Raw genomic sequence first — 19,366 nt, forward strand, 5'->3', positions numbered from 1 at the left:
GAGAATCAGTGTCTGGTGGCGAGCAGTACGGCCGCGTCGGGGGCGACCATCACCTCGACGGTAGTGAAGCGGGAGTCCATCAACCACTCCTGGCGGAGGGTGTCGACGCGCCCCTCGTACATCGGCGGCCAGACCGCGGACGGGGTGAAGTCGTCCAGGACGACGAAGCCGCCGGGCTCGACCACGTCGGCGATCACGTCGCGGGCCGAGAGCTTGGCCTCGCGGGCGTCCACGAAGAGCAGCGCGAACGGGCCGCGCTCGATCAGTGCGGTCCAGTCGGCCGAGACGACCTCGATGCGCTCGTCGTCGGCGAACAGCTCCGCCACCACCTTGGCCAGCTGCGGATCGCTCTCCGCGGTGACGATCTTGGTCCCCTCGCCGGCGCCGCTGCGCAGCCAGGCCGAACCGACACCGCAGCCGGTGCCGAGCTCGCCGAGCAGACCGGTCTTGGACGCGGCCAGGCTGGCCAGGAGCCGGCCGGTCTCGTTCCTGGTGGAGCTGACGAAGCCACGCCGTCCGGAGAGGCTGAGGGCCGCGGAAACCAGCGGCGGCAGTTCTGGAGGAGCACTCACCGGTTGAGAGTTGCACAGCTCCGGTCCAGTACCAGCACTGGTATCTCACATAGCGGGATGGGATGCCCGCATAGTGGCGAGATAGTCGCATGCCAGAGTAAATTCGGGCCCATCCTGCCGCCCATGTCCAACCGGGGAGAGTGCAGCATGTACGACATGTATCCAGCCAACTGGCCCGCGATCGATGCCCGCGAGCGGAAGGCGGCCCGTCGCCGCCGTCCCGCGCGCCCGGCCGCCGACGAGGTCAAGGCTGTCCAAGAGGCCATGAACCGCCGCGACAACGGGGGAGAACCCAAGAAGTGAGCGACAACAAGAACTTCACGCTGGCCGTCGTTCCCGGAGACGGGATCGGACCGGAGGTCACCACCGAGGCACTCAAGGTCCTCGACGCGGTAGCCGCCCAGTACGGCGTGACGTTCGACCGCACCGAGTACGACCTTGGCGCGAAGCGCTGGCACGCCACCGGTGAGACCCTCCCGGATGCCGAGCTCGAGGAGATTCGCAAGCACGACGCGATCCTGCTCGGCGCGGTCGGCGACCCGAGCGTGCCCTCCGGTGTCCTCGAGCGCGGTCTGCTGCTCAAGCTGCGGTTCACTCTCGACCACTACGTGAACCTGCGGCCCTCGAAGATCTACCCGTCTGTCGGCTCCCCGCTGGCGAACCCGGGCGTCGTCGACTTCGTCGTCGTCCGCGAGGGCACCGAGGGCCCGTACGTCGGTAACGGTGGCGCACTCCGGGTCGGCACCCCGGCCGAGATCGCCACCGAGGTCTCCGTCAACACGGCGTACGGCGTGGAGCGCGTCGTACGGGACGCGTTCGCGCGGGCCCAGGCGCGGCCGCGCAAGAAGCTCACGCTCGTGCACAAGAACAACGTGCTCGTGCACGCCGGTCACCTGTGGACCCGGACCGTGGACGCGGTGAAGGCCGACTTCCCCGACATCACCGTCGACTACCTGCACGTGGACGCGGCGACCATCTTCCTGGTCACCGACCCGGCCCGGTTCGACGTGATCGTCACCGACAACCTGTTCGGCGACATCATCACCGACCTGGCCGCGGCGATCTCCGGCGGGATCGGCCTGGCCGCGAGCGGCAACATCAACCCGGACCGGACCGCGCCGAGCATGTTCGAGCCGGTGCACGGCTCCGCCCCGGACATCGCCGGCCAGCAGAAGGCCGACCCGACCGCGGCGATCCTGTCCGCGGCGCTGCTGCTCGAGCACCTCGGCCTGACCGAGGCCGCGGCCGCGATCGAGGCGGCCGTCACGGCCGATATCGAGGAGCGCACGGGCAGCGTCCGGACCACCGCGGAGATCGGTGACGCGATCGCCAAGCGCGCGGCCGGCTGAGCCTCGCATGACCACTCGACCAAGAGGTACGGTGCGGCTATGAGCGCCTTAGAGTTCATCGTTGAGCCGAACACCCAACCGGCGAGCGACGACCAGCGTGCCCAAACCATGGCGAACCCAGGTTTCGGGCAGTACTTCTCCGACCACATGGCGATCGCCACCTGGACGAAGAACGACGGCTGGCACGACGCCCGGATCACCGCCTTCGGTCCGCTGGAGCTGTCTCCCGCGACCTCGGTGTTCCACTACGCCCAGACCATTTTCGAGGGGATGAAGGCCTACCGTCATCCCGACGACTCGATCCACCTGTTCCGCCCCGAGGCCAACGCGGCCCGGTTCGCGAAGTCGGCCCGCCGGCTCGCGCTCCCGGAGCTGCCCGAGTCCGCGTTCCTGGACTCGATCAAGGCCCTCGTCGAGCTTGACCAGGCCTGGGTGCCCAGCGGTGGTGAGACCTCCCTGTACCTGCGCCCGTTCATGTTCGGATCGGACCCGTTCCTCGGCGTCCGCCCGTCCGCCCAGGTGACGTACTGCGCGATCGCGTCCCCGGCCGGCTCGTACTTCAGCGGCGGTGTGAAGCCGGTCCGGATCTGGCTGAGCGAGGAGTACACCCGGGCAGCCCCTGGTGGCACCGGTGCGGCCAAGACCGGCGGCAACTACGCAGCGTCGCTGCTGGCCCAGGCCGAGGCGATCGAGAACGGCTGCGACCAGGTCGCCTTCCTCGACGCGATCGAGAAGAAGTGGGTCGAAGAGCTCGGCGGGATGAACCTGTACTTCGTCCTCGACGACAACTCGGTCGTCACCCCGGAGCTGTCCGGAACCATCCTCGAGGGCGTCACCCGGGACTCGATCCTGAAGCTCGTCACCGACCTGGGCCATCCGGTCACCGAGCGGAAGATCTCCGTCGACGAGTGGCGCGACGGTGCCGCCTCGGGCCGGATCCGCGAGGTCTTCGCCTGCGGTACTGCCGCGGTGATCACCCCGGTCGCCTCCCTGAAGTGGAAGGACGGCGAGGTCCAGGTGGCCGACGGCAACGGTGGCGCAGTCACCGCAGCCGTCCGCAGCGCCCTCCTGGACGTTCAGTACGGTCGCGCCGCCGACCCGCACAACTGGATGACCAAGGTCTGCTAACCCTTCGCTGTGGAGCTCGCGGCACCGCAAATAGCTGCCGCGAGCAACCACAGGCCGATCACCACCACGAGCGCGCCGGTCCACTCGACCTCGGTGTCACCCCTGGACTCCGGCCGGCTCACCACGATCACGAACGTCGTCACCGCACCACCCAGCGAGACCAGGATGCCGGTCACAGACGCGGCCCGCACGAACAGCAGCGTGACCGCGAGCAGGATGTAGACGATCACCGGAACAGGCCCCAACGCGCCCTTCTCGACCGTCTCACCCGCGCCCGCAAACAGCGAGATCCCGCTGTGCGTGCTGACCACATGCGGCATCGGGTTGTCCCCGGCAACGACATACCAAGTCGGGGCGAGCAACGCGAGCAGCGCGACCGCGTTGCCGAACAACATCAGCCGGAACCGAAGCTGATGCAACTCCCCACCCGGCCGAAAGAGCGCCGTACGAACCTCGTTCTCAAACGCCTCACGCTGCGCTTCGTCACTCATGGCAACACGGTAGTGGCTGTCAGGCGTCTTTCCAGGCAAGGAAACCGATGACGGCGACGATCACCCACAGGCCAAGGGCAACGACAGGCGCGCCGGTCCAGTCCGAGTCGGCCGACAGGATCAGGAGCGTGGTCACGAGCCCGCCGATGCCGCTGAAGATCACCGCGCTCGGCTTCGAGCGGACGAGCACGATCAGGGCCATCACCAGGTACAACACCACCAGGATCGAGACGAGACGGTGAAGCCCATCAGGCGGAACTTGAGCTGGCTGGTCTGGTCGCTCATCGTTTCCTTCCCCAGGAGGTCGAGGCTTCTGCCTCGATTCACAGGATCCTCTCAGGGCTTCCGGGCCGTTCGCCGAGGGTTCGCCAGATAGGGTCGGACGGCATGAGTAGCCTTCCGGACGATGTCCAGGCGTATTACACGGACCTCGCTCAGCGGCGGGACTGGTCTTACGAGACCATGATCGCGGTGCGGACGACGGTGGAGCTGATCCGGGAGCTGGATCGGGGGACGGCACCGCGGACGTACGGCGCGTTGGCGGGTGATGACGGGACGGACTGGCTGTTCGAGGCGGTGTGGCATGAGCGGGAGTGGGTTGTCGTGCGGCAGCTCGGGGCTGCGGAGGACGGGGAGATCACGCGGTACTGGTGGCAGCGGCTCGAGGATGATGAGGGGATGCTCGTCGACAAGGCGCTCGATCGGGATGCCTGGGGGCTGCGGGAGCTGTCCCGCGAGGACTTCTACACCGCCTGGGACGATCCGGGCTGGAGCCTGACCGGCTGAACTATCGGCTACTCCTCAGTACTGGAACGAGTACCGGATGTTCGTGATGCGAGACAGTTCCGCCAGTGGGTGGACTTTGTGTGGCAGACTGCGAAACGTCATGAACAACCACCGGGTGATTATTTCCTAGGCGCGCTCAGCCGGCAGTACCTGAGCGCGCGGACCTCTCGCACCTTGCGGGAGGTTTTTTGTTTGCCCGATGAAGTCTCGCCAGCCGCACCGGAAGGCCTCGATCATGAGCATCTCCGACGAGTTCCACGTCTACGACACGACCCTGCGCGACGGTGCGCAGCAGGAGGGGCTCGCGCTGTCGGTGGCCGACAAGATCGCCATTGCGCAGCACCTGGACGACCTGGGCGTCGGATTCATCGAGGGTGGCTGGCCGGGCGCCGTACCGAAGGACACCGAGTTCTTCCAGCGGGCGCGGACCGAACTGGACCTGCGGAACGCGACCTTCGCCGCGTTCGGCGCGACCTGCAAGCCGCAGACCGCGGCGGCCGACGACCCACAGGTCGCGGCACTGCGTGAGTCCGGGGCCTCGGTCGTCACACTCGTTGCCAAGAGCCACGATGCGCATGTGGAGCGGGCGTTGCGGACCACGCTGGACGAGAACCTGCGGATGGTCGCCGACACCATCAAGCACCTGCGCGAGCACGGGCAGCGGGTCTTCCTCGACACCGAGCACTTCTTCGACGGGTACCGCGCCAACCGCGCCTATGCGCTCGAAGTAGTCCGAGTATCGGCCGAGTCCGGCGCCGACGTGGTCGCGCTCTGCGACACCAACGGCGGCACACTGCCGCGTGAGTTGCAGGACGTCGTACGGGATGTTTTGGAGACCACCGGCGCACGGCTTGGCATCCACGCGCACAACGACGGCGGCTGTGCGGTCGCGAACTCGATCGCCGCCGTCGAGGCCGGCGTCACGCACGTCCAGGGCACGATCAACGGGTACGGCGAACGCACCGGCAACGCCGACCTGCTCGCGGTCGTGGCCAACCTCGAACTCAAGCGCGGGATGGAACTGCTGCCGGCCGGTCATCTGGCCGACTCGTTCCGGATCGCGCACGCGATCGCCGAAGTGACAAACGTGCCGCCGTCGACCCGGCAGCCGTACGTCGGCCTGTCCGCCTTCGCCCACAAGGCAGGGCTGCACGCCAGCGCGATCAAGGTCGACCCGGACCTCTACCAGCACACGGATCCGGCGCTGGTCGGCAACGACATGCGGATGCTCGTCTCGGAGATGGCCGGCCGGGCCAGTGTCGAGCTCAAGGGCCGCGAGCTCGGTTTCGATCTCGGCAACGACCGAGAGCTCGTCAGCCGGGTCGCCGACCGGGTGAAGGAGATGGAGGCGCGCGGCTACACCTTCGAGTCGGCCGACGCGTCGTTCTCGCTGCTGCTCACCGAAGAGGTGACGGGGAAGCGCGCGTCGTTCTTCGATGTCGAGTCCTGGCGAGTGATCACCGAGTCCCGCGCCGACGGCGAAGCGGTCTCCGAGTCGACGGTGAAGCTGGTCGCCGGGGGAGAGCGCGAGATCGTCACCGGCGAAGGCAACGGGCCGGTGAATGCGCTCGACCACGCGCTGCGGACAGCGATCGAGCGGGCCTACCCGGTGGTGAACAAGTTCGAGCTCGTCGACTACAAGGTCCGCATCCTCGACCAGGGCCACGGGACCGATGCCGTCATCAGAGTCCTCATCCAAACCGCGGACGGCGAAGGTTCCTGGGTCACTGTAGGAGTCGGCCACAACATCGTCGAGGCCAGCTGGGAGGCCCTCGTCGACGGCTTCACCTTCGGCCTCCTGCGCCACAAGGAGGAAGCCCGATGACCACCGTCCTCGAAGCCCCCGTCGTCGCCCCGGCTGTCACCACGACCTTCACCGCCGAGATCGTCGAGACCGAGGGCATGTTCGCGCGCATCGCCGTACTGCTCAACCCGTACGACGTCCGCCGGCTCGCGCTCTGCCTCGAGTCGAGCACGCTGGAGATCGTCGTCGCCGGCACCGGCTTCGACGCCGGCCGGGTCGCCGCCCGCCTGGAAAAGGTGATCGGCGTCCTGGAGGTCACCGTCAGCTGAGTTTTGCCAAGAAGGTTTACTAATCGTTGTCTCCTGGGTAGCTTCGTGAGCGCGCCCCAACCGCCCCCAGGAGGCTGCCATGACTCGACTACGCCCACTTCTCGTCACCGTCGCCCTGAGCCTGATCGCGAGTACCGCCGTACTGTTCGCCGCCCCGCCGAGCACAGCGGCGCCGGCCGCCTTCAAGCATCCCGGTGTGCTCGTCAACAAAGCGCAACTCGACTTCGCCCGCCAGCAGGTTCAGTCCGGCGCCCAGCCGCAGACGGCGGCGTACAACGCGATGAAGGGCAGCTCGTACGGCGCTCTGTCGTACACGCCGAAACCTCGCGCGATCGTCGAATGCGGTTCGAACTCGAATCCGAACAACGGTTGTTCCGACGAACGCAACGACGCGCTCGCGGCATACACGCACGCGTTGCTCTGGTACTTCACCAACGACGACCGCTACGCCAAGAAGGCGATCCAGATCATGGACGCGTGGTCCGCCGTACTGCAGGACCACACGAACTCGAACGCACCCCTGCAGACCGGCTGGTCCGGCGCGTCGTTCTCGCGGACCGGTGAGCTGATCAAGCACACGTACGGCGGCTCGTGGGCCCAGCGCGGGCGGTTCGAGAACATGCTGCGCACCGTGTATTTGCCCGAGGTCCGCAATGGCGCCGGCTGCAAGAACGGCAACTGGGAACTGATCATGACCGACGCCGCGATCGGGATCGCGGTCTTCCTCGACGACAAGGCTGCCTTCGACAAGGCGGTCAGCATCTGGCGTGGCCGGCTGCCCGGTTACGTCTACCAGACCACCGACGGCGCCTGGCCGAAGGCGCCGTCCACCTGCTCGTCGAAGGACACCCGCGAGGAGATCGTCGCCTACTGGCAAGGCCAGTCCACGTTCTCGAACGGCCTCGCCCAAGAGACCTGCCGCGACTTCGGCCACACCGGCTGGGGACTCACCGCCGCCACCCACGTCGCCGAAACCGCCTGGCACCAAGGCGTCAACCTGTACGGCGAAGCCGGCAAACGACTCACCGACGGCTACTACTTCCACACCCGCTACGAAACCGGCACCGCCGTACCGTCCAACCTCTGCGGCGGAACCGTGAAGCTAGGCCTCGGCGCAGTCAGCGAAATCGTCTACAACCACTACCACAACCGCCTCGGCCAGCAGATGCCCACCACGCTCGCGTACACCGAGTCCAAGCGCCCAGCCGGAGCCAACTACTTCTTCGCCTGGGAAACCCTCACCCACGCCAACAACCCCCGCTGAACCACGAGGGGCCGGGCGGCAGGTCGAGCCGCCCGGCCTCTCGTCGTACTGGGACTAGTCCCAGCTGAGGCCGCTGGAGGACTGGTATTCGATGACTCGGGTCTCGAAGAAGTTCTTTTCCTTCTTGAGGTCCATGACTTCGGACATCCAGCCGAACGGGTTGCGGGTCTCGCCGAAGATCGGGGCGATGCCGATCTGTTCGGCGCGGCGGTCGGTGATGAAGTGCATGTACTGCTCGCAGAGGTCGGCGGTCAGGCCGAGCATGCCGTTGGGCATGGTGGAGCGGCCGTAGGCGACCTCGAGCTCGCAGGCTTCGGTGAGCATCTGGCGGACTTCGGCCTGGAAGGCCTCGGTCCACAGGTGCGGGTTCTCCTGCTTGATCTGGTTGATGCAGTCGATACCGAAGTTCAGGTGGATCGACTCGTCGCGCAGGATGTACTGGTACTGCTCGGCGATGCCGACCATCTTGTTCCGGCGGCCGAGCGACAGGATCTGCGCGAAACCGGTGTAGAACCACATGCCTTCGAAGACCACGTAGAACGCGATCAGGTCGCGCAGGAACGCGGTGTCGGACTCCGGCGTACCGGTCTTGAAGTCCGGGTCCTCCAGGTGCTGGGTGTACTTCAGCGCCCAGGCGTCCTTGTCGGAGATCGACGGCACCTCGCGGTACATGTTGAACAGCTCGCCCTCGTCGAGACCGAGCGACGTACAGATGTACTGGAAGGTGTGCGTGTGCACGGCCTCCTCGAACGCCTGGCGCAGCAGGTACTGACGGCACTCGGGGTTGGTGAGCTGGCGGTAGACGGCCAGGACGATGTTGTTCGCGACCAGGGACTCCGCGGTGGCGAAGAAGCCGAGGTTGCGCTTCAGCATCAGCCGCTCGTCGTCGGTCAGGCCGTCTTTGGACTTCCACAGCGAGATGTCGGCCTGCATGGAGACCTCGGTCGGCATCCAGTGGTTGTTGCAGCCGGCCAGGTACTTCTCCCAGGCCCACTTGTACTTCAGCGGGAGCAGCTGGTTCACGTCGGCCCGCGCGTTGATCATCGCCTTGTCGGAGACGTCGATGCGGGAAGCGCCGACGGCGATCGAGCCAAGTCCGGTCGCGTTGTCCGTGGTCGTCACTGGCAGGCCTCGCAGTCAGGGTCTTCGAGGGAGCAGACTGCTCCGGTTGGTTCGGGCAGTGGAGCGTTGTCGATCGCCGACGGGGCGGTGACCGGTACTGCCGTCGGCACGGTGGCGGAGACGGCGTTGAGCTTGCCGTCGGTGCCCTTCAGTGTCGACTTCTCCACATGGGTCTTCGACTGCGAACGCAGGTAGTACGTCGTCTTCAGCCCGTAGCGCCACGCGTTCCGGTAGAGCTCGTCGAGCGCCTTGCCGGACGGTGAAGCCATGTACAGGTTGAGCGACTGCGCCTGGTCGATCCACTTCTGCCGGCGCGACGCGGCCTTGATCAGCCACAGCGGCTCGATCTCGAACGCGGTCGCGTACAGCTCGCGGAGGTCGGCCGGGACCCGGTCGATGTTCTCCAGGATGCCGTCGTGGTACTTGAGGTCGGAGACCATCACCTGGTCCCACAGCCCGCGCGCCTTCAGGTCGTTGACCAGGTACGGGTTGGCGACGGTGAACTCACCGGACATGTTCGACTTCACGAACAGGTTGCTGTACGCCGGTTCGATCGACTGGCTGACCCCGCAGATGTTGGAGATCGTCGCGGTCGGCGCGATCGCCATCACGTTGGAGTTCCGCATACCGTCGCGGAGAACCTTGGTCCGCAAGGCATCCCAGTCGAGTGTCTTGGCGTCGTCGAGGATCACGTCACCGTTGCGGGCCGACCGCAGCAGCTCCAGCGAGTCGATCGGCAACACACCCTGGCTCCACAGCGAACCGTCGTACGTCGAGTAACGGCCGCGCTCGGCGGCGAGATCGCTGGACGCCTCGATCGCGTGGTAGCTGATGGCTTCCATCGAGCTGTCGGCGAACGCGACGGCCGCGTCCGACGAATACGGGATGCGCAGCGAGAAGAGCGCGTCCGCGAAGCCCATCAGGCCGAGGCCGACCGGGCGGTGCCGCTGGTTGGCGCGCTCCGACTCCGGCGTCGTGTAGAAGTTCACGTCGATCACGTTGTCGAGCATCCGGACCGCGGTCTTCACCGTGTCGCGAAGCAGGTCAGCGTCGAGGCCGGTCTCGGTCAGGTGCGCGACCAGGTTGACCGAACCCAGGTTGCAGACCGCGGTCTCGTCGACCGTCGTGTTCAGCGTGATCTCGGTGCACAGGTTGGACGAGTGGACGACACCGTTGTGCTGCTGCGGCGAGCGCAGGTTGCACGGGTCCTTGAAGGTGATCCACGGGTGGCCGGTCTCGAACAGCACCGTCAGCATCCGGCGCCACAGGTCGAGCGCGCGGACCCGGCGGAACACCCGGATCTCACCGCGGTCGGCGGCCGCCTCGTACTTCTCGTACGCCGTCTTGAACTCCGCGCCGAACAGATCGTGCAGATCCGGCACCTCGTCGGGGGAGAACAGCGTCCACTGACCGTCCGCCTCGACCCGCTGCAGGAACAGGTCCGGCACCCAGTTGGCCGTGTTCATGTCGTGCGTCCGGCGACGCTCGTCACCGGTGTTCTTACGCAGGTCGAGGAACTCCTCGACATCCATGTGCCAGGTCTCGAGATACGCACAGACCGCGCCCTTACGTTTTCCACCCTGATTGACTGCTACCGCCGTGTCGTTGGCGATCTTCAGGAACGGTACGACGCCCTGCGACTCACCGTTGGTGCCGCGGATCTTGGCGCCGATTCCGCGGACCGGGGTCCAGTCGTTGCCCAGACCGCCGGAGTACTTGGCGAGCAGGGCGTTGTTGCGGATCCCGGCGAAGATGCCGGCCAGGTCGTCGTCCACCGTGGTGAGGAAGCACGAGCTCAGCTGCGGTCGCGTCGTACCGGAGTTGAACAGGGTCGGCGTCGACGACATGAACCGGAACGAGCTGAGCAGTTCGTAGAACTGGATCGCGCGGCCCTCGCGGTCCTCCTCGCGCAGCGCCATCCCCATCGCGACCCGCAGGAAGAACGCCTGCGGCAGCTCGAACCGGGTCTTGTCGATGTGCAGCAGGTAGCGGTCGTAGAGCGTCTGCAGACCGAGGAAGGCGAAGTCGAGATCGCGCTCGGGCCGGATCGCCGCGGACAGCCGGTCGAGGTCGAAGGTGGCCAGTTCGGGGTCGAGCAGACCGGCTTCGATCCCGGTCGCGATGTAGCGCGGGAAGTATTCGGCGTACGCCGTGGCCATGTCGGCCTGGCTGGCCTGCCGGGGCTCGCCGTGCACGCGGCCGAGCGCCTCGCGGCGGATCTGGTCCAGCAGCAGGCGGGACGCGGCATAGCTGTACTGCGGCTCGGTCTCGACGTACGACCGGGCCGCCATCACGAGAGCCAGCTCGACCTCGTGCTGGGCGATCCCGTCGTAACAGGAGCCGATCGTCTCGTTGAGGATCTGCTCGGGGTCGACGGAGTCCAGCCCGGCGGCGGCCTCGGCGACGATCACGCGCAGCCGGTCGACGTCGAGCGGAACGCGGGTCCCGTCGGCCTGGCGGACCGACACGACCGGCTTGGTGGCGGCCAGCTCAGCCGGGTCGGCAGGCGTGCGGGCCTTCGTCCGCTCCTCGCGGTACAGCACGTAGGCCCGGGCGACCTGATGCTCTCCCGCGCGCATCAGAGCCAGCTCGACCTGGTCCTGGATGTCCTCGACCTGGACGCTGCGACGGGCGTCACCGCGACTGGTCAGGGCCTCGACGACCCGGCCGGTCAGGTCGGTGACCAGGTCGCGGACCCGGTGGGTGGCGCCGGCGTCGTTACCCTCGACGGCCAGGAACGCCTTCGTGACGGCGACCGAGATCTTGGTCGCGTCGAACACAGTGTTACTGCCGTCGCGGCGGACGACGGTCAGTTGGTTCCCGTGGCCGGCCTCGTCGGCCGCCGATCGGGATGTGGAAGCGATGGTCACAGAAGCTCTTCTCTCCCTACGCGTGCGAAGGACCGCGACCAGAAGGCATGAGCGCATGACGGGACGGACAGCACCGGCCGGAAAACTGTCGTCTCGCCCTGCGACCCACCCTCGAGGTCTCGGACCGCGCGCACCGGCGGTGCACGCGCCGGCGACAGGTATCCGGACTCGCGGCCGCCCCACTACGACAGGGCGTCCGCTCACCGTTGCGGGGCAGCTCCGGACTCGCACCGGATTCCCCTGACCGCCAGCTCGACAGACTTTAGGGCAGCCGCTAGATCTAGTGGTAGCGACACGCCGCGTGTCGCACATGTTGTGGTCCTCACGCCGCGACGCCATACAGATCCTGTAACGTCATGATCTCTGATCCGTGATGGATCAGCTCGCGATTGAGCCGTAACACCACGTGCCCGAACGGCTCCTCGGCATCCAGTGCCGTCGCCTGACTGAGCCCCACTGTCGCCACCTGCTCCTCCGGCAACGACGCGATCCCGTCCTGCCACGCCTCCACCCAATGCGTCAGCCAGGCGACCGCATCCCGCGCGTTCCCGTGCAAGGTGATGTCACCTCGGCCCTGCTCTTTGGGTCCGAACGTCCACTCCCACCGCTCGAAGAACGTCTCGGTCAGATGCGCGATCAACCACGCGATCGTCCGCGGCCCCCGATGATCAGGCTCGTCCGGCCACTGCGCCACCCACTCGCCGGACCCCAATGACCGATAGTGACTCGGATAGTGCCGCCGTACGACGGTCAGTGCCGCATTGCCCGGTTGCCAGAAGTACTGCTCATCCGTCAACTGTGCCAGCCGCGCGGACAGCACCATCCAGCTGAACCCCAACTGCCCTCGCACCATCGCCATGGCGGAGGGCTGCTGCAAGATGTCCCACTCGAACATGTGTTCGAATGTAACAGACCTACACGGTGATTTGCGAGCCCACGATGACGACCTGTTCGCGGGGGAGGTGGAAGTACTCGGCGGCGTCTGCGGTGATCGCGGTGGTGGCGAGGAAGATGCGTTTGCGCCAGCGGGGCATGCCGCTGGTGTCGCCCAGTTTGAGCTCGATGGCGGAGAGGAAGTAGGAGGTGTCGTCGGGGTCGACGGTGAGTTCGGTGCTCTGGGCGGCGGCTCGTTCGAGGATCTCGGGGACGTTGGCGGACTCGACGTAGCCGAGGCGGGCGGTGACGTGGATGATGCCGTCGTCGGTGTAGCCAAGGTCGTCGACCAGGATGCGCTCGGGTTCGGGGACGTGCGGGACGGTGACGGTCTCGATCGAGAGGATGACCACGTTCTTGTGCAGGACGTGGTTGTGTTCGACGTTGGCGCGCATCGCCAGCGGGACCGTGGTGTTGCCGCGGTTCAGGAAGACCGCCGTACCGTCGACTCGGGTGATCGGGCGCTCGTGCAGGGTGTCGATGAACTCGCGCAGTTGGCCCTCTTCGCGTTCGCGCTTGGCGGTGACGAGTTGGCGGCCTTGCTGCCAAGTGGTCAGGACGAGGAAGACGCTGACCGCGATCAGCAGCGGCAGCCAGGCGCCGTGCACGAACTTGGTCAGGTTCGCGCCCAGGAAGAGCAGCTCGACGGTCAGGAAGATGGCGGCACCGAGGATGACCAGCCACAACGGCTTCTGCCACTGCTTCCGGACGATGTAGAAGAACAGCAGCGAGTTGATGACGATCGTGCCGGTGACGGCCATCCCGAAGGCGAAGGCCAGCGCGGCCGAGGTCTCGAAGGCGAAGACCAGCGTCAGTACGGCGATCATCAGCGCCCAGTTGACCCACGGGACGTAGATCTGGCCGGCTGTTTCGGTCGAGGTGTACTGGATCCGCAGCCGCGGCAGGTAGCCGAGCTGGACGGCCTGGTGGGCGACCGAGAACGCGCCGGTGATGACCGCCTGGGAGGCGATTACGGTCGCGGCCGTCGCCAGGATCACCATCGGGATCCGGCCCCACTCGGGGACCAGCAGGAAGAACGGGCTGGTGAACCCGTTCGGGTCCTCCAGCACCAGCGCGCCCTGGCCGAGATAACTCAGGATGCAGGCCGGGAAGACGAGGAACAGCCAGGCCCGCGTGATCGGCTGACGGCCGAAGTGCGCGAGGTCGGCGTACAGGGCCTCGGCGCCGGTGATCGCCAGTACGACGGCCGCGAGCGCGAAGAAGGCGGTCCCGAAATGCCCGGTCAGGAAACCGATCGCGTACGTCGGCGAGAGCGCCTTGAGGATGCTCGGGTGGTCGAGGATGCCGCCGATCCCGCAGACCGCGATCGCCGCGAACCAGACGATCATGATCGGCCCGAACGAGCGGCCGATCCGGCCGCTGCCGTGCTTCTGCACGCTGAACAGGCCGATGATGATGACCGCGGTGATCGGCACCACCCAGGCGTCCAGGCCGGGCTGGATCACCTTGACGCCCTCGACCGCGGACAGTACCGAGATCGCCGGGGTGATCATCGAGTCGCCGAAGAACAGTGACGCGCCGAAGATGCCGAGCCCGGCGAGGAGAACCGTCGTACGGCGTCCGCTCGTCCGGGGGATGTTCTGGATCAGGGTGATCATCGCCAGGATGCCGCCCTCGCCCTGGTTGTCGGCGCGCAGCACCAGCAGCACGTACTTGATCGTCACGATCAGCGTGACCGCCCAGAAGATCAGCGAGATGATCCCGTAGACGTTCTGGGTGGCGGTCTCCACCGGGTGCGGATCACCCGGGTTGAAGATCGTCTGGATCGTGTAGATCGGACTGGTCCCGATGTCGCCGAAGACGACGCCGAGGGCGCCGATCATCAAAGCGGCCTTGGCCGGGGTCCGGGCCCCCGTGGTCTGGCTCGTCACGATTTGCATTGAATCACGCGTCCGGCGCAGCCCCTGGACGGCGTGCGGTCAGCGCTTCTGCGGACCCCGGATCGCCACGAAGATCAGCGAGACGCCGAACGCGGCCACGATCGGGCCGACGATGGCCCACAGCGAACTCCCGGTCATCGAGCTGCCCGTGAGATAACCCAGTCCCTGCAACGCCCAGACGGCGCCGAGCGCGGTCAGCAGCACACCGAAGGCAATCGCGACGATCTTTCCCATGGACGGGAGGTTAGTCGAGAAGTTCGTTGCACAGGGCGACGAGTTGCTCGCGGAGCGGGCGGGCACGCTCCGCGAAGGTGCGCTGGGCGGCGGCGTACTCGGCCTTGCCGGCGGCTGTTTCGATCCTGACCGGGTCATAACCCAGCGGTGCCAGGTCATAGGGCGAGGCGCGCATGTCGAGCGTCCGGATGTCGCGGGCAAGCTCGAAACAGTCCAGGACGAGTGCGCTCGGGGTGAACGGCGCGAGCTTGGTCGCCCACTTGTAGAGGTCCATGTTGGCGTGCAGACAGCCGCCCTGCTCGAGCTGGGGCTGGGCCTCGCGGGTCGGCTGCAGGACGTTCAGCGGCCGGGCCGCGTCGGTGAAGAACCGGAACGCGTCGAAGTGCGAACACCCGATCTTGTGCGACTCGACCACCTGATCGGTGCCCTCGGCCCCCAACCGCAACGGCCACTTCTGATGCCGTACGGCGTCCGTCCGGTACACCATCGCCCATTCGTGCAACCCGAAACACCCGAACTGCGGTTGCCGGTCGAGGGTGGCGCCGAGCAGCGTGCGGATCCAACTGATGCTGTCGGTACGGCGCTCGATCTCGGCCGGATCGAGTTGCGCAGCGCCATCGATCACCACGTAGCCACGGCGTTCGGCGTACTCGGGGGCGTCGAGCAACCGCAGACCCGGCCCGGGATGCCAAACGCGCAACTGGCTCGGTCGGGCAGAGTAATAGGTGAAGAGGAAGTCCTCGACCGGATGCGGCTCGCGGCGTTGCCGCCGGGCGAGGTGATCCGCAAGCAGCGCATCGACCCTGGAGAAGTGCGCGCGCTCGAGCGGTTCCCAATCAGATCTAAGAAAAGTGGTCACAGGTTCAGTTCGTAGGCGTAGAGGTCGATGCCGGCGACGGGGGACCAGTCGCGGTCGGGGAGGCGCTGGAAGCCGAGGCGTTCGTACAGGCGGTGGGCTGTCTTCATGTAGACGGCAGTGCTGAGCACGATGCGGGACAGGCCGAGCTCACGGGTGCGCTCGATGCAGTGCGTGGTCAGGGCGGTCCCGATCCCCAGTCCACGTGCGCGGCCGGCGACTCCGAGCATGCGGAACTCGCCCTCGTGGTCCAGCCCGATCTCGCGGTAGACCGAGCCGGGCGGGCAGTAGGTGACGGTGCCGAGAAGCCCGGACGCATCCGCCGCGACCCACACCTCGGCCTTGGCCGCTCGATCGGCGGCAGCACGTAGCGTCATCGCGTACTCACCGCGGACGAAACCGTCGTGTGAGTACGCGTCCACGGTCAGGTCGCCGACGGCGTCGTACTCGTCCGGCCGGGCCTGGCGGATCTCCCAAGTCACCGCACCACTGTCTCATTCCAGTGCGACGGTAGGCTCGGCCCGTGCGTATCGCCAGATTCTCCGTCGACGACGAACCGAAGTACGGCGTCGTCGAGACCGACGACCCCGAAGGCCTCAGCGGCACTGTCGCCGTGCTCGACTCCGACCCGCTCTACCGGCCGGTCCAGTTCACCGGGGAGAAGCTGCAGCTGGCCGACGTCCGGCTGCTGGCCCCGGTGATCCCGCGCAGCAAGGTGGTCTGTGTCGGCCGCAACTACGCCGCGCACGCCGCCGAGCTGGGCAACGAGGTGCCGAAGGAGCCGATGATCTTCCTGAAGCCGAACACCTCGGTGGTCGGCCCGCTGGACGGCATCGTCTACCCCGAGCAGACCAACGACCTCCAGTTCGAGGGGGAGCTGGCGATCGTGATCGGCCGGATCTGCCGGGACCTGCCCAAGGAGCGCGCCGAGGAAGTGATCTTCGGCTACACGATCGCGAACGACGTGACCGCGCGCGACCTGCAGAAGTCCGACGGGCAATGGGCCCGCGCCAAGGGCTACGACACGTTCTGCCCGCTCGGCCCGTGGATCCAGACCGACCTCGACGTGGCGGATCTGCGGGTGACCACAACCCTGAACGGCGAGACCAAGCAGGACGGGCGGACGTCGCAGTTCATCTTCGACATCCCGACCGTGCTGGCCTACATCACCTCGTTCACCACGCTGCTGCCCGGCGACGTCGTACTGACCGGGACGCCGGCCGGCGTCGGCCCGATGCTGCCCGGCGACTCGGTCGCGGTCACCGTCGAGGGCCTCGGCACTCTGACGAACAGGGTGATCGTGCGTGACTGAGCAGCCCGCTCGCGACGACTCCGGCGTCCTGGGCGGCTTAGCTCCGGCCGACGTCCGGGTGCGGTTCCCACCGTCCCCGACCGGCCTGCTCACCGTCGGCAACATCCGCAGTGCCTTGTTCAACTGGGCCTTCGCCCGGCACTACGGCGGCACGCTCGTGCTGCGGATCGAGGACACCGACCAGGCCCGGAACACGCCCGAGGCGCTCGACTACACCCTCGACGCGCTGCGCTGGCTGGGCCTGACCTGGGACGAGGGCCCCGAGGCCGGTGGCGACCACGGCCCGTACCTGCAGTCCGAGCGGATGCAGATCTACTCCGACATCGTCGGCAAGCTGATGGTCACCGGCAAGGCGTACCACTGCTACTGCTCGCAGGAGGAGCTCGACGACCGCCGCGAGACCGCGCGGTCGGCCGGACAACCCAGCGGGTACGACGGCCACTGTCGCGCGCTGAACGCCGTACAGGCCAAGGCGTTCCTCGACGAGGGCCGCCGGCCGGTCGTCCGGTTGCGGATGCCGGACCGGCCGATCGTGTTCGACGACCTGGTCCGCGGCGAGATCACCTTCCTCCCGGAGAACCTCGGCGACTACGTCCTGATCCGCGCCAACGGCTATCCGCTCTACCCGTTGGTGAACCCGGTCGACGACGCCCTGATGGACATCACCCACGTCCTGCGCGGTGAGGACCTGCTCTCCTCGACGCCCCGGCAGATCGCGCTCTACGAGGCGCTCGCCGAGATCGGCGTCGGCAGCGGCCGGACCCCGCGGTTCGGGCACCTGCCGATGGTGATGGGGTCCGAGGGCAACAAGAAGCTGTCCAAGCGCGACTCCGGTGCGGGCCTGGACGAGTACCGGACCCAGGGCTTCCTGCCCGAGGGCCTGCTGAACTACCTCGCCCTGCTCGGCTGGTCGATCGCCGACGACCGCGACGTGTTCACGCTGGCGGAGATGATCGATGCCTTCGACATCCGCAAGGTGAACTCGAACGCGGCTCGCTTCGATCAGAAGAAGTGCGAGGCGATCAATGCCGCCCACATGCGGATGCTGCCGCAGGACGAGTTCGCCGCCCGGACGGTCCCGTTCCTGGTCGCGGCCGGGTATCTGCCGGCCGTGCCGAGCGACGATCAGCTCGCGGTACTGCGAGCCGCCGTACCGCTGGTGCAAGAGCGGATGGACGCGTTCGGGGAGTCGGTCGAGTTGCTTGGCTTCTTGTTCGCGGGCGAAGACTTCGTGATCGAGCCGGATGCCGCGGCGAAGGTGCTGGCCGGTGATGCCGGCTCTGTGCTGGCGGCGTCGGCCAAGGCGCTTGAAGGTGTCGAGTGGACCACCGCGGCGATCGAGGCCGCACTCCGGGCGTCGCTGGTCGACGGTCTCGGTCTGAAACCGAAGAAGGCGTTCGGCCCGGTCCGGGTCGCGGTCTCCGGCCGCCGGGTCTCGCCGCCGCTGTTCGAATCGATGGAGCTGCTCGGCCGGGAGACCTCACTCCGGCGGATCGAGCAGGCGCTGGTGAAGGTGGAGCACTGATGGGCCCGACGTACCAACGGCTGATGAAGAACGACCAGGCCCCACCCGGGTACGTCGTCCTCGGCGCACTCACGATCTGGGTCGGCTGGGCGATCGCGTCGATCCTGTTCATCAGCAGCGCCAAGTCGATCCGGCAGGATCCCGCCGGCACGATCTCGTGGATCACCCTGCTGGCCACCAACTTGTCGCTGGCGATGTTCATCCCGCTGAGCATCGTCGTCGCGCGCCTGCTGAACCGGCAGGCGCCGGGCCTGTTGTCCTCGGTGCTCGGGCGGATCCGCTGGGTCCCGCTGGCCTGGTTCGCGGCGGCCGCTGTCGTGGTCGAGCTGCTGTCGCTGGGTGCGATCCACCTCCTCGGCATCGAGTTGGTCGGCCGCGGCGACGGACCCGCGCCGGACGCAGCCGCGGTCATCGTCGTGGTCCTGCTCACCTCGACTCTTCAGTCGGCAGGGGAGGAGTACTACTACCGCGGCTACCTCCTACAGGCCTGTGGTGCGCTGCTGCGCAACCCAGTGGTGGCAGTCCTCGTCACGACCCTGCTCTTCACCTTCGCGCACGGTGTGCTGCCCTGGCAGAGCCCGGCCCTGTTCCTCGACCGCTTCGCCTTCGGCCTGGTCGCCGGCATCCTCGCGATCCGCACCGGCGGCCTCGAGGCAGGCATCGCAGCCCACGCCGCGAACAACGTCGTCACCTTCGTGTACGCCGCTCTGACCGACAGCGTCGGCGCCAGTCTCGGAGTGAAGGAAGCCCCGTGGTCACTGGTCCTCGTGGACATCGCGAAGTTCGCGCTGTTCGGCGCGGCCGCGCTCTGGATCGCCCGCCGAACCAAGGTCGAGACAACCTGCGAGCTACCACTGGCACAGCTCCCGAGACTCGTGTGACAGGAGTGACAACCCGCCGCCGGGACCTCGTTTTGGTGTCCGGGACCTGGCTCGGGTAAGCTCTCCGAG

At 67.1% G+C, this 19,366-nt stretch carries 20 protein-coding genes and 1 riboswitch; of the genes, 10 read left to right on the forward strand and 10 right to left on the reverse strand.

Annotated features, from left to right (window positions below; genetic code table 11):
* Window positions 1-5: 5 nt before the first annotated feature.
* Window positions 6-572, reverse strand: a complete 567-nt coding sequence (locus ABD231_RS22430) for an O-methyltransferase (protein ID WP_344155212.1) — start codon at window positions 570-572, stop codon at window positions 6-8.
* A gap of 123 nt (window positions 573-695) precedes the next feature.
* Here ABD231_RS22430 and ABD231_RS22435 point away from each other — a divergent pair, with 123 nt between their 5' ends.
* From ABD231_RS22435 to ABD231_RS22445, 3 genes are read left to right on the forward strand one after another with little or no spacing between them, the layout of a single operon-like run.
* The gene (locus tag ABD231_RS22435; protein WP_344155215.1) at window positions 696-875 is read left to right on the forward strand and encodes a hypothetical protein; all 180 of its coding nucleotides are present in this window, start codon (window positions 696-698) and stop codon (window positions 873-875) included.
* On the forward strand, window positions 872-1,921 hold the full coding sequence (locus ABD231_RS22440; protein WP_344155217.1) for a 3-isopropylmalate dehydrogenase: 1,050 nt from the start codon (window positions 872-874) through the stop codon (window positions 1,919-1,921). Before ABD231_RS22435 ends, ABD231_RS22440 begins: the two co-directional genes overlap by 4 nt.
* Before the next feature lie 39 nt (window positions 1,922-1,960).
* Entirely contained in the window at window positions 1,961-3,049 is a 1,089-nt protein-coding gene (locus ABD231_RS22445) for a branched-chain amino acid aminotransferase (RefSeq protein ID WP_344155219.1), read from the forward strand.
* Here ABD231_RS22445 and ABD231_RS22450 read toward each other — a convergent pair.
* Together ABD231_RS22450 and ABD231_RS22455 are read right to left on the reverse strand one after the other, a co-directional pair.
* A complete protein-coding gene (locus tag ABD231_RS22450) occupies window positions 3,046-3,540 on the reverse strand; it encodes a hypothetical protein (RefSeq protein ID WP_344155221.1) in 495 nt (164 codons plus the stop codon). The two genes, ABD231_RS22445 and ABD231_RS22450, sit on opposite strands and share 4 nt — an antisense overlap.
* Window positions 3,541-3,559: 19 nt before the next feature.
* Window positions 3,560-3,745, reverse strand: coding sequence for a hypothetical protein (locus ABD231_RS22455; RefSeq protein ID WP_344155223.1), 186 nt, complete (start codon window positions 3,743-3,745; stop codon window positions 3,560-3,562).
* Window positions 3,746-3,927: 182 nt separating this feature from the next.
* Here ABD231_RS22455 and ABD231_RS22460 point away from each other — a divergent pair, with 182 nt between their 5' ends.
* The 4 genes from ABD231_RS22460 (at window position 3,928) to ABD231_RS22475 (ending at window position 7,663) form a co-directional block, all read left to right on the forward strand.
* Window positions 3,928-4,326, forward strand: a complete 399-nt coding sequence (locus ABD231_RS22460; protein ID WP_344155226.1) for a hypothetical protein — start codon at window positions 3,928-3,930, stop codon at window positions 4,324-4,326.
* Window positions 4,327-4,561: 235 nt separating this feature from the next.
* Window positions 4,562-6,151, forward strand: a complete 1,590-nt coding sequence (gene cimA, locus ABD231_RS22465; protein WP_344155835.1) for a citramalate synthase — start codon at window positions 4,562-4,564, stop codon at window positions 6,149-6,151.
* The gene (locus ABD231_RS22470; protein ID WP_344155229.1) at window positions 6,148-6,399 is read left to right on the forward strand and encodes a hypothetical protein; all 252 of its coding nucleotides are present in this window, start codon (window positions 6,148-6,150) and stop codon (window positions 6,397-6,399) included. Before cimA ends, ABD231_RS22470 begins: the two co-directional genes overlap by 4 nt.
* Before the next feature lie 79 nt (window positions 6,400-6,478).
* Window positions 6,479-7,663: an alginate lyase family protein gene (locus ABD231_RS22475; protein ID WP_344155233.1), complete on the forward strand. Its 1,185-nt coding sequence runs from the start codon at window positions 6,479-6,481 to the stop codon at window positions 7,661-7,663.
* A gap of 54 nt (window positions 7,664-7,717) precedes the next feature.
* On the opposite strand, the gene ABD231_RS22480 is transcribed toward ABD231_RS22475, so the two are convergent.
* From ABD231_RS22480 to ABD231_RS22510, 7 genes are all read right to left on the reverse strand, one after another.
* Window positions 7,718-8,785 carry a ribonucleotide-diphosphate reductase subunit beta gene (locus tag ABD231_RS22480; protein ID WP_344155235.1) on the reverse strand — a complete coding sequence of 356 codons (1,068 nt, stop codon included), beginning with the start codon at window positions 8,783-8,785 and terminating at the stop codon, window positions 7,718-7,720.
* Window positions 8,782-11,649, reverse strand: a complete 2,868-nt coding sequence (locus ABD231_RS22485; RefSeq protein ID WP_425554198.1) for a ribonucleoside-diphosphate reductase subunit alpha — start codon at window positions 11,647-11,649, stop codon at window positions 8,782-8,784. Before ABD231_RS22485 ends, ABD231_RS22480 begins: the two co-directional genes overlap by 4 nt.
* 142 nt (window positions 11,650-11,791) lie before the next feature.
* Window positions 11,792-11,919: riboswitch (cobalamin riboswitch) on the reverse strand.
* Window positions 11,920-11,977: 58 nt separating this feature from the next.
* Window positions 11,978-12,550: a DinB family protein gene (locus ABD231_RS22490; RefSeq protein WP_344155241.1), complete on the reverse strand. Its 573-nt coding sequence runs from the start codon at window positions 12,548-12,550 to the stop codon at window positions 11,978-11,980.
* 19 nt (window positions 12,551-12,569) lie between these two features.
* Window positions 12,570-14,480 carry a potassium transporter Kup gene (locus ABD231_RS22495; protein ID WP_344155244.1) on the reverse strand — a complete coding sequence of 637 codons (1,911 nt, stop codon included), beginning with the start codon at window positions 14,478-14,480 and terminating at the stop codon, window positions 12,570-12,572.
* 48 nt (window positions 14,481-14,528) lie between these two features.
* Window positions 14,529-14,723, reverse strand: a complete 195-nt coding sequence (locus ABD231_RS22500) for a hypothetical protein (RefSeq protein WP_344155247.1) — start codon at window positions 14,721-14,723, stop codon at window positions 14,529-14,531.
* A 10-nt stretch (window positions 14,724-14,733) separates the two neighbouring features.
* A complete protein-coding gene (locus ABD231_RS22505) occupies window positions 14,734-15,582 on the reverse strand; it encodes a 3-methyladenine DNA glycosylase (RefSeq protein ID WP_344155249.1) in 849 nt (282 codons plus the stop codon).
* Window positions 15,579-16,061, reverse strand: coding sequence for a GNAT family N-acetyltransferase (locus tag ABD231_RS22510; protein ID WP_344155252.1), 483 nt, complete (start codon window positions 16,059-16,061; stop codon window positions 15,579-15,581). Before ABD231_RS22510 ends, ABD231_RS22505 begins: the two co-directional genes overlap by 4 nt.
* 41 nt (window positions 16,062-16,102) lie before the next feature.
* On the opposite strand from ABD231_RS22510, the gene ABD231_RS22515 reads away from it, so the two are divergent.
* The 3 genes from ABD231_RS22515 to ABD231_RS22525 are packed head-to-tail and all read left to right on the forward strand — an operon-like array spanning window position 16,103 to window position 19,297.
* Window positions 16,103-16,891: a fumarylacetoacetate hydrolase family protein gene (locus ABD231_RS22515; RefSeq protein WP_344155255.1), complete on the forward strand. Its 789-nt coding sequence runs from the start codon at window positions 16,103-16,105 to the stop codon at window positions 16,889-16,891.
* Window positions 16,884-18,416 carry a glutamate--tRNA ligase gene (gltX, locus tag ABD231_RS22520; protein ID WP_344155257.1) on the forward strand — a complete coding sequence of 511 codons (1,533 nt, stop codon included), beginning with the start codon at window positions 16,884-16,886 and terminating at the stop codon, window positions 18,414-18,416. Before ABD231_RS22515 ends, gltX begins: the two co-directional genes overlap by 8 nt.
* Window positions 18,416-19,297 carry a CPBP family intramembrane glutamic endopeptidase gene (locus tag ABD231_RS22525; protein ID WP_344155260.1) on the forward strand — a complete coding sequence of 294 codons (882 nt, stop codon included), beginning with the start codon at window positions 18,416-18,418 and terminating at the stop codon, window positions 19,295-19,297. The genes gltX and ABD231_RS22525 overlap by 1 nt, the downstream gene beginning before the upstream one ends.
* Window positions 19,298-19,366 lie beyond the last annotated feature (69 nt).

This window comes from Kribbella yunnanensis, assembly GCF_039529655.1.
In the GTDB taxonomy this organism is placed as follows: domain Bacteria; phylum Actinomycetota; class Actinomycetes; order Propionibacteriales; family Kribbellaceae; genus Kribbella; species Kribbella yunnanensis.